Source organism: uncultured Sphingomonas sp., assembly GCF_964021865.1.
Classification (GTDB): domain Bacteria; phylum Pseudomonadota; class Alphaproteobacteria; order Sphingomonadales; family Sphingomonadaceae; genus Sphingomonas.
The window spans coordinates 1-7,711 of sequence record NZ_CAXIAM010000090.1 but is presented as its reverse complement, the minus strand read 5'-3'; the positions used below and the strand labels follow the sequence as shown (position 1 = coordinate 7,711).

Annotated in this window: 11 protein-coding genes and 1 tRNA gene; 11 read left to right on the top strand and 1 reads right to left on the bottom strand. The window is 70.1% G+C overall.

Translation table 11 applies throughout. The features are described 5' to 3' along the window. The first annotated feature begins 88 nt into the window (after window positions 1-88). From gspJ to AADI75_RS15700, 11 genes are all read left to right on the top strand, one after another. Entirely contained in the window at window positions 89-781 is a 693-nt protein-coding gene (gene gspJ, locus AADI75_RS15750) for a type II secretion system minor pseudopilin GspJ (RefSeq protein WP_341209935.1), read from the top strand. Next, entirely contained in the window at window positions 768-1,736 is a 969-nt protein-coding gene (gspK, locus tag AADI75_RS15745; RefSeq protein ID WP_341209934.1) for a type II secretion system minor pseudopilin GspK, read from the top strand. The genes gspJ and gspK overlap by 14 nt, the downstream gene beginning before the upstream one ends. Continuing rightward, complete coding sequence (gspL, locus tag AADI75_RS15740; protein ID WP_341209933.1) at window positions 1,733-2,821, top strand: type II secretion system protein GspL; 1,089 nt, start codon at window positions 1,733-1,735, stop codon at window positions 2,819-2,821. Before gspK ends, gspL begins: the two co-directional genes overlap by 4 nt. Further along, complete coding sequence (gspM, locus tag AADI75_RS15735; protein ID WP_341209932.1) at window positions 2,818-3,291, top strand: type II secretion system protein GspM; 474 nt, start codon at window positions 2,818-2,820, stop codon at window positions 3,289-3,291. The genes gspL and gspM overlap by 4 nt, the downstream gene beginning before the upstream one ends. Beyond that, window positions 3,291-4,010, top strand: coding sequence for a type II secretion system protein N (gene gspN / locus AADI75_RS15730; RefSeq protein WP_341209931.1), 720 nt, complete (start codon window positions 3,291-3,293; stop codon window positions 4,008-4,010). The genes gspM and gspN overlap by 1 nt, the downstream gene beginning before the upstream one ends. A 48-nt stretch (window positions 4,011-4,058) precedes the next feature. Continuing rightward, a tRNA-His gene (locus AADI75_RS15725) sits at window positions 4,059-4,135 on the top strand. A gap of 90 nt (window positions 4,136-4,225) precedes the next feature. Further along, window positions 4,226-5,281 carry a Glu/Leu/Phe/Val dehydrogenase dimerization domain-containing protein gene (locus AADI75_RS15720; RefSeq protein WP_341209930.1) on the top strand — a complete coding sequence of 352 codons (1,056 nt, stop codon included), beginning with the start codon at window positions 4,226-4,228 and terminating at the stop codon, window positions 5,279-5,281. A gap of 246 nt (window positions 5,282-5,527) precedes the next feature. Further along, on the top strand, window positions 5,528-6,253 hold the full coding sequence (gene ccmC, locus AADI75_RS15715) for a heme ABC transporter permease CcmC (protein ID WP_341209929.1): 726 nt from the start codon (window positions 5,528-5,530) through the stop codon (window positions 6,251-6,253). Continuing rightward, entirely contained in the window at window positions 6,250-6,354 is a 105-nt protein-coding gene (ccmD, locus tag AADI75_RS15710) for a heme exporter protein CcmD (RefSeq protein ID WP_156025782.1), read from the top strand. Before ccmC ends, ccmD begins: the two co-directional genes overlap by 4 nt. Continuing rightward, the gene (ccmE, locus tag AADI75_RS15705; protein WP_341209928.1) at window positions 6,351-6,791 is read left to right on the top strand and encodes a cytochrome c maturation protein CcmE; all 441 of its coding nucleotides are present in this window, start codon (window positions 6,351-6,353) and stop codon (window positions 6,789-6,791) included. The genes ccmD and ccmE overlap by 4 nt, the downstream gene beginning before the upstream one ends. Next, entirely contained in the window at window positions 6,791-7,423 is a 633-nt protein-coding gene (locus AADI75_RS15700) for a hypothetical protein (RefSeq protein ID WP_341209927.1), read from the top strand. Before ccmE ends, AADI75_RS15700 begins: the two co-directional genes overlap by 1 nt. A 10-nt stretch (window positions 7,424-7,433) precedes the next feature. On the opposite strand, the gene AADI75_RS15695 is transcribed toward AADI75_RS15700, so the two are convergent. Further along, entirely contained in the window at window positions 7,434-7,652 is a 219-nt protein-coding gene (locus tag AADI75_RS15695) for a DUF3072 domain-containing protein (protein ID WP_341209926.1), read from the bottom strand. Window positions 7,653-7,711: the final 59 nt, after the last annotated feature.

The window sequence follows — 7,711 nt, the reverse complement described above, 5'->3', positions numbered from 1 at the left end:
CGGTCAGCGACGCGGGCGGCGCGGTGATGGGCCGCGCGACGATGGTCCGCCCGCCCCCCGCGCCGATCTCGCAAGTCAGGACCGGACAGTGAGCCGCCGGAAGACGCATGACGCGGGCTTCACCCTGGTCGAGGTGATGATCGCGCTGATGATCTTCGGGATGATCGCTGCCGCGGGCGTCGCATTGCTGGCGTTCAGCGTCCGCGCGCAGAGCGCGACCGGCGCGGCGCTCGACGACAATGCCGCGCTCAACCGGCTGGTGTCGATCCTGACCGCCGACATGGCGCAGGCGCAGGATCGCCCGACCCGCGACGCCGCGGGCACGCTGTTCCCCGCCTTCTCGGGCGACCGCAGCGCACAGCCGATCCTGCGCTTCGTGCGCGGCGGCTGGGCGAACCCCGATCAGGCACCGCGCGCGACCTTGCAGAAGGTCGAATACCGCCTGACCGCCGACGGGATCGAGCGCGTCGCCTATCCCGCGCTCGACGGCGCTGCGCCGCTCCCCGCCGCGCTGCTGGTCGATCGCGTGCAGGAGGTACGCGTCCGCTTCCGCTATGCCGGGGCATGGAGCGATACATGGCAGGGCGACGAGCGGGCGTCGTTGCCGCAGGCGATGGAGCTGACGTTGGTGCGCGCCGGCGGGCAATCGTACCGGCTGCTGTTCCTCGTCGGCACCGGCGCACCGCGCACGCTCGACGACGGCAACAACGGGCAGCTGGGCCCCGGCTCGGGCGGCACGCCGTCCCCAACGCCGACAGGCGCGGCCAGTGCGGCGCGCTAGGCCCGGCGAGCGCGGCGCCGCGCTGCTGACCGTGCTGCTGCTAGTCGCGGTGATCGCGGTGATGGCGGCGACCGCGCTGGAACGGCTGCGGTTGTCGACGCGGCTCGCCGCCAACGCGGTCGCGCTCGATGCCGCACGCGGTTACGCCTATGCCGCCGAGACGCTCGCGACACGCCGCGTCTCCACCTTGCTGCAACAATCGCGCGATCGCGTCGCGCTGAGCGGGGGATGGAGCGGACGACCGTTCGGCTTGCCCATCCCGGGCGGCAGCGCGACCGCGCGCGTCACCGATGGCGGCAATTGCTTCAACCTCAACGGACTGGTCACCTTCGGCTTCGGCGACGCCTATCTCGTCAACCCGCAGGCGCTCACGCGTTTCCAGCGGCTGCTGCGGCTGCTGCGCGTCCCCGACGGCGATGCGATTGCGGTGGCGACGGCGGACTGGCTCGACAGCGACGACGATCCGCTGCCCGGCGGGGCGGAGAACAGCGCCTATCGCGGCTATCGCACCGCGGGCACGCTGATGGCCGATGTCAGCGAGCTGCGCGCGGTGAAGGGTGTGACGCCCGAGGCGTACAAGCTGATCCAGCCGTGGGTGTGCACCTTGCCGATCGCGCGGCAATCGGTACTCAACGTCAATACCTTGCTCCCCGAACAGGCGCCGCTGCTCGCGATGCTGCTCCCCGACACGATGGGCGTCGCGCAGGCGCAGGGCCTGCTGCTGCGCCGCCCGCCCGGCGGCTATGCGCAAACAGGGCAGTTCTGGGCGCAACTGGCGAGCGCAGGCGGCGCGACCGACATCGGCGCGCAATCGCAGACCGCCGTGACGACGAAATGGTTCGCGCTGCGCATCGATGTGGTCAATGGCGGCGCAGAATTGCATGAGGAAGGGCTGATCGATGCGCGGACCCTTCCCGTCCGGCTCGTGACGCGGCAATGGGGGGATGTACCATGACCGCTGCGACGCTCCTCTTCCTGCCCCCCGATGATTCGCAGCCGTGGCGCTGGTGGCGGATCCGCGACGACGCGGTCGAGCGCGAGGGCGAGGGGATGCCCGAGGTGTCGGCGGAGGATCGCGTCGTCGCGGTCGCGCCCGCCGATGCGGTGACGCTGCACTGGGCGACGCTGCCCGCGCGGTCCCCGGCACAGGCGCTGGCGGCGGCGCGCGTCGTGGTCAGCGATGCGACCGCCGAGCCCGCGCACGATCTCCACGTCGCGGTCGGACGCGAACGCGACGGCGAGCGCGCGATCGCGGTCGTCGCGCCGGCGCGGATGGCGGGCTGGCTCGCGGCACTGGCGCGCGGCGGAGTCGATCCGGCCGCGGTCGTGCCCGCGCCGTTGCTGCTCCCCGAGCCCGAGGAAGGCTATGTCCGCGCCGATCTCGGCGGGCAGGTGGTGGCGCGCGGTCGCACCACCGGCTGGGCGGACGAGCCGGTGCTGACGGGGCTGGTCACCCGCGGCGAAACCCCCCGACTGCTCGATCGTGACGCGTTGCGCGCTGCTGCGATCGATGCGGTCGCCGAGCCGGTGATCGACCTGCGGCAGGGCGCATTCGCGCGTCGCCGCCGGCGTACTGCGATCGACTGGGCGCTGGTGCGGCGGCTGGCGGTGCTCGCCGGGCTGACGTTGCTCGCGACGCTGGCGATCGATGTCGTGCGAATCATGCGCTATTCGTTCGGCGCGGATGCGATCGAGCAGCGCGCCGCGACGATCGCGCGGCAGGGCCTGCCGCGCGGCACTGGCGAAGGCGACGAGACCCGCATGCTCGGCGAGCGGCTGTCGGCGTTGCGTGGACCGGGGCAGGGCTTCACCCGCACCGCCGCGGCGGTCTACGCGATCGTGGAGGCGGTGCCCGATACCGAGATCACCGCGCTGCAGTTCGAGCCGAACGGCGCGTTGCGCGTCTCGCTGTCGCTGGCGGGCGAGGCGCAGGCGAACACGGTCAAGTCGCGGCTCGCCGACGCGGGCTTCACGGTCGAATCGAGCGTCTTCCAGCAATCGGCCGGTCGCCTGACCGGCGACATGACGGTGCGGCCATGACGGCGTTGAAGGCATGGTTTGACGGACGCTCGCTGCGCGAACGGCGCTTGTTGCTGGTGATGGTCGCGCTGGCGGCGGTGACATTGGTGTGGGGCGCGGTGATCCGCCCGGTGCGCGACGGCCTGTCGTCATCGCGTGAGCGTTATACCGATGCGGTGATCCGCCTCGGCACCGCGCAGTCCGGGCTGCGGCAGGTCAAGGCGTTGCAGCGCCGCGCCACCCCGCTGTCCGCGCCGCTGGCCGACATCGTCCGTGCGCGCGCCGACGCTGCGGGGTTCACGCTCGCCAGCCTCGACGTCGAGGCGCCCGACCGCGTCCGCACCGCCGTCGCCACCGCGCGCGCCGGCGCGTTGATGCAATGGATCAGCGGGTTGGAGGCGGAGGGCATTTTGGTCGATTCCTTGAGCGTTTCCGGCAACGGCGCGGGCAGCGTCACCGCGACCATGACGCTCCGCGCACGGGGCGCCTGATGCGGATCCCGCTCACCACCGGCCGTCGCACGCTGTTCCTCGCACTGTTCGTCGCGGCGATGCTCGCCTTCCTCCCGCTGCGGCTCGCGCTCGGCTGGAGCGGGCTCGACGGACAGGGCTTCGCCGCGCGTGAAGTGACCGGCAGCCTGTGGTCGGGTCGCCTGGTCGAGGCGCGGTTCGGCGAAATCGCGCTAGGCGATCTCGATGCCGGCCTGTCACCCTTTTCGCTGCTGATCGGTCGCGCGCGGATCGCGCTGTCGAGCGAATCGAACGACCCGGCGCAGCGGCTGGCCGGCGCGGTCGAGATCGGGCGCAATCGTGCGGCGATCATCGATGCCAGCGGGCCGCTCTCGCCCGGTAACGCCTTTGCGCCTTTGCCCGTTTCCGCACTCAACCTCGACGGGGTGACGGTGCGCTTCGTCGACGGCACCTGTCAGGCGGCCGAAGGTCGCGTCCGCGCGTCGCTCGCCGGGGCGTTTCTCGGGCAGCCGCTTCCCGGGGCGCTCAGCGGCAGTGCGCGCTGCGATGCCGGCGCATTGCTGCTGCCGCTCACCAGCGGGGCGGGCGAGGGGGTCAACCTGCGGCTGTGGCCCGATGGCCGGTATCGCGCCGACCTGACGCTGATCCCGACCGATCCGACGATCGCGGCACGGCTCGACGGGGCGGGGTTCGCGGTCAATGGCGCGGCGCGCACCTTCTCGGTCGACGGACGTTTCTGAACCGCTTGACGAACGGCCCGCGGTGCCGCTAGGGGCACGGCCTTCGCGGCGATCGTAGCTCAGTTGGTTAGAGCATCGGTTTGTGGTACCGAGGGTCGCGGGTTCAAGTCCCGTCGATCGCCCCATCCCTCCATTTCCGTTTCTTGCTGGCGTTTTTCGCGTGACAAGATTATTGCGCCCGGACGTAATTTAACGTCGTGCGCACTGGAGAGACGATGACCTCGGTCTGGGACTATCCCGATTTCGACAGCCATGAAGGGCTGCATCTGTTCACTGACCCGGCTTCGGGGCTGAAGGCGGTCATCGCGGTGCACTCGACGACGCTCGGACCGGCGGCAGGCGGGGTGCGCTTCTGGCACTACGCCGATGATTCCCGTGCGATTACCGATGCGCTGCGTCTCTCGCGCGGCATGAGCTACAAGAATGCGATGGCCGGGCTCGATCTGGGCGGCGGCAAGGGCGTCGTGCTGGCCGACCGGCCGGGCGCGACGATCAGCGAAGCGCAATTGGTGGCCTTCGGCCGCGCGGTCGAATCGCTGGGCGGCCGCTACGTCACCGCCGAAGACGTCGGCATGTCCGAAGCGCGGATGAAGGTGATCGCAGGCGAGACGCGCTACGTCTCGGGCCTGCCGGTCGCGCAGGGCGCGGCGGGTGGTGATCCTGGGCCGTACACCGCGCATGGTGTCTACCTCGGTGTGCGTGCCGCGGCGAAGCGCGGGCTCGGCAGCGACGATATGCAGGGTGTGCGCGTCGCGATTCAGGGGCTCGGCTCGGTCGGCGGCGGCCTCGCCCGACTGCTGGCGAAGGACGGCGCGGTGCTGACGCTCGCCGATGTCGATCAGGCCCGCGCCGAGCGGATGGCGGCGGAGCTTGGCGCGACCACCGTCGCGCCGGACGCGATCCTGTCGGCGGACGTCGATATCGTCAGCCCCAACGCGCTGGGTGCGATCCTCACCGAACGCTCGATCCCGACGCTCAAGGCCAAGATCGTCGCGGGCGGCTCGAACAACCAGCTCGAGACGCGCGCCGATGGCCAGCGGCTGCACGATGCCGGGATCGTCTACGCGCCCGATTACGTCATCAACGCCGGCGGCATCATCAACGTCGGGCTCGAATATCTCGGCCACGGCGACGAGGCCGAGGTGATGGCGCGGATCGCGCAGATCCCCGGTCGGCTCGATCAGGTGTGGGACGAAGCCGCTGCCTCCGGCGATCCGACCGCCGAGGTTGCCGACCGGATTGCGCGCCGCCTGATCGGGCGGGCGGCGTGACGGCGGCTTTTTGACACATCGCCGCCGCATCTAGCGGCGGCGAAACGCGATACGAAGCAGACATGGGCCCCTGCCTCCGCAGGGGCGACGGTTGGTTGATCCCCGTCGCCCCTGCGAAGGCAGGGGCCCATGTCTGTAAATTCCGCCGCTACGCGTGCCGCACGAGACGCCGCCATTGTGTCCCTATGCCGCCGACGACCCAACGCCGGGGGTGACGACCGCTTCCGCTTCGCCTATCCGGGCCGGGTGCCTGCGCTCCATGTCTTTGCCAACCCGGCGCGTTTCCTGAAGATCGCGCGTCCGCTCACCCCCATCCTGTTCTGGGCGGGGTTGGCGTTGATCGCGATCGGCTGCTGGGCGGGGCTCACTCAGACCCCGGCCGATTATCTGCAGGGGGAGACGGTCCGCATCCTCTACATCCACGTCCCCGCCGCATGGCTCGGGATGGGCGGATGGAGCGGCATCGCTGTTTCGAGCATCGTCTTCCTCGTCTGGCGGCATCCGCTGGCGATGATCGCCGCCCGCGCGATCGCCGCGCCCGGCGCGATCTTCGCCGCGCTCTGCCTGGTCACCGGTGCGATCTGGGGACGGCCGACCTGGGGGACGTGGTGGCAATGGGACGGGCGGCTGACGTCGATGCTGCTGTTGTTCTTCGTCTATCTTGGTTTCATCGCGCTGGCGCAGGCCGACCGCGAGCGCGACGGCGACGGACGTATCCCCGCGCTGTACGGCATCGCCGGCACGGTGCTGCTTCCCGTCATCCGCTACTCGGTCGTGTGGTGGAACACGCTGCATCAGGGGCCGAGCATCGGTCTGACTGGATCGAGCATCGACCGCAGCTTGCTCTGGCCCTTGCCGATCATGCTCGCGGGCTTTTCCTTTTTCTTCGGTGCGGTGGTGCTGATGCGGATGCGCACGATGCTGGCGCGCGAAAAGGCCGAGGCGCGGCTGCGGCGGCGGGCGCGCGCATGAACCCGTGGCCGTTCGTCACCGGCGCTTATGCGCTGACCTTGCTCGCTGCCGCGGCGCTCGCTTGGTGGAGCTGGCGCCAGATGCGGGACGCCGAAAAGTGACGCGCAAGAACCAGCGGTTGATCCTCGTCCTGCTCGGGCTCGGGGCGATCGCCGCGGCGGCGCTGCTCGCGTTGTCCGGGCTGCGCGACCAGGCGGCGTTCTTCTACGCGCCCGCCGACGTGGCAGGCCATCTGCCGCCACCCGACAAGGCGGTGCGGCTGGGCGGGATGGTCGAGCGCGGCTCGCTCAAGCGCGCCGCCGACGGCGTGTCGATCGACTTCATCGTCACCGATGGCAAGGCGACCACGCCGGTGCGGTTCAGCGGGATCGCGCCCGACCTGTTCCGCGAAGGCTCGGGAGTCGTGGCGGAGGGGCATTTCCGCCCCGACGCGTCGTTCGTCGCTACCAACCTGCTCGCCAAGCACGACGAGAAATACATGCCACCGCAGATGGCGGGCAAGATGCATGAAACCCGCACGCTTGAGGAGCAGCGCTGATGGGCTTTGTCGCGCTTCTAGTGCTCGCGGCGGCGGCGTTCGCGGCGATGGCCTTGTGGCTCCGCGTCGATCGGCTGTTGTGGTCGATGATCGGCGCGGCGCTGTGCTTGGGCGGGGTCGGCTATGCGTGGCAGGGGCGGCCGATGCTCGGTGCGGCGTCACCGCAGCGAACGGCCACGACTCCGCCGATCGATATCGAAGAGACGCAATTGCGCGACAGCATGTTCGGGCGCTTCAACGCCGATACCGCTTACCTCGTCGCCGCGGACGCGATGACGCGCAGCGGCAATGACGATGCCGCGGCGCGGGTCGTCCTGGGCGGCCTGTCCAAGCTGCCGCAGAGCTTCATCCTCTGGACATGGGCCGGCGTAACGCTTGCCGCCGAAGCGGGTCACCGCGTGTCACCGCCCGCGCTAATTGCGTTCCGGCAGGCAGCACGATTGGCCCCGGAGCACCCGGCACCGCCTTATTATCTCGGCTTTGCCTATCTGGAGGCCGGCGATATCGCGAAAACACGCGCCCTGTGGGCACGCGCCGTCCAGCTTTCGCCGGACGGCACGCCCTATCGTATCGAGATCGCGCGCCGCTTGGCGCTGCTCGACCGGCTGATCGCGGCCAGCGACGCGCGCTGACCGCGACGGCTTATTTACCGCGTCCGGTTTGTTCCTGAAGCGCGTCGATCCGCTTCGACGCATCGGCTTTGGTGAGCGACTCGTCGAATGCCTCGCCCGCTTCTTCGCTCAGCGTTTTCAGATAGCTCGCCTGCGCGCCGGTCATCGGCTCGTCGCCGGTCGTCCAATCGTCCGGGTCCTTCTCGGCATTCGAGAAGGGCTCGCTCTTCGGATTAGAGGTATCGCTCATGATGGTAAGCGTGGCCTGAGGGCCGCCTTGCCCGTTTGGCCGTAGCCGGGATGCTTATC

What these genes read in the sequence shown, in the direction of transcription:
- gspL (WP_341209933.1), top strand. Translation starts at nt 1,733, where the DNA reads ATGACCGCTGCGACGCTCCTCTTCCTGCCCCCCGATGATTCGCAGCCG.
- gspM (WP_341209932.1), top strand. Translation starts at nt 2,818, where the DNA reads ATGACGGCGTTGAAGGCATGGTTTGACGGACGCTCGCTGCGCGAACGG.
- gspN (WP_341209931.1), top strand. Translation starts at nt 3,291, where the DNA reads ATGCGGATCCCGCTCACCACCGGCCGTCGCACGCTGTTCCTCGCACTG.
- AADI75_RS15720 (WP_341209930.1), top strand. Translation starts at nt 4,226, where the DNA reads ATGACCTCGGTCTGGGACTATCCCGATTTCGACAGCCATGAAGGGCTG.
- ccmD (WP_156025782.1), top strand. Translation starts at nt 6,250, where the DNA reads ATGAACCCGTGGCCGTTCGTCACCGGCGCTTATGCGCTGACCTTGCTC.
- AADI75_RS15700 (WP_341209927.1), top strand. Translation starts at nt 6,791, where the DNA reads ATGGGCTTTGTCGCGCTTCTAGTGCTCGCGGCGGCGGCGTTCGCGGCG.
- AADI75_RS15695 (WP_341209926.1), bottom strand. Translation starts at nt 7,652, where the DNA reads ATGAGCGATACCTCTAATCCGAAGAGCGAGCCCTTCTCGAATGCCGAG.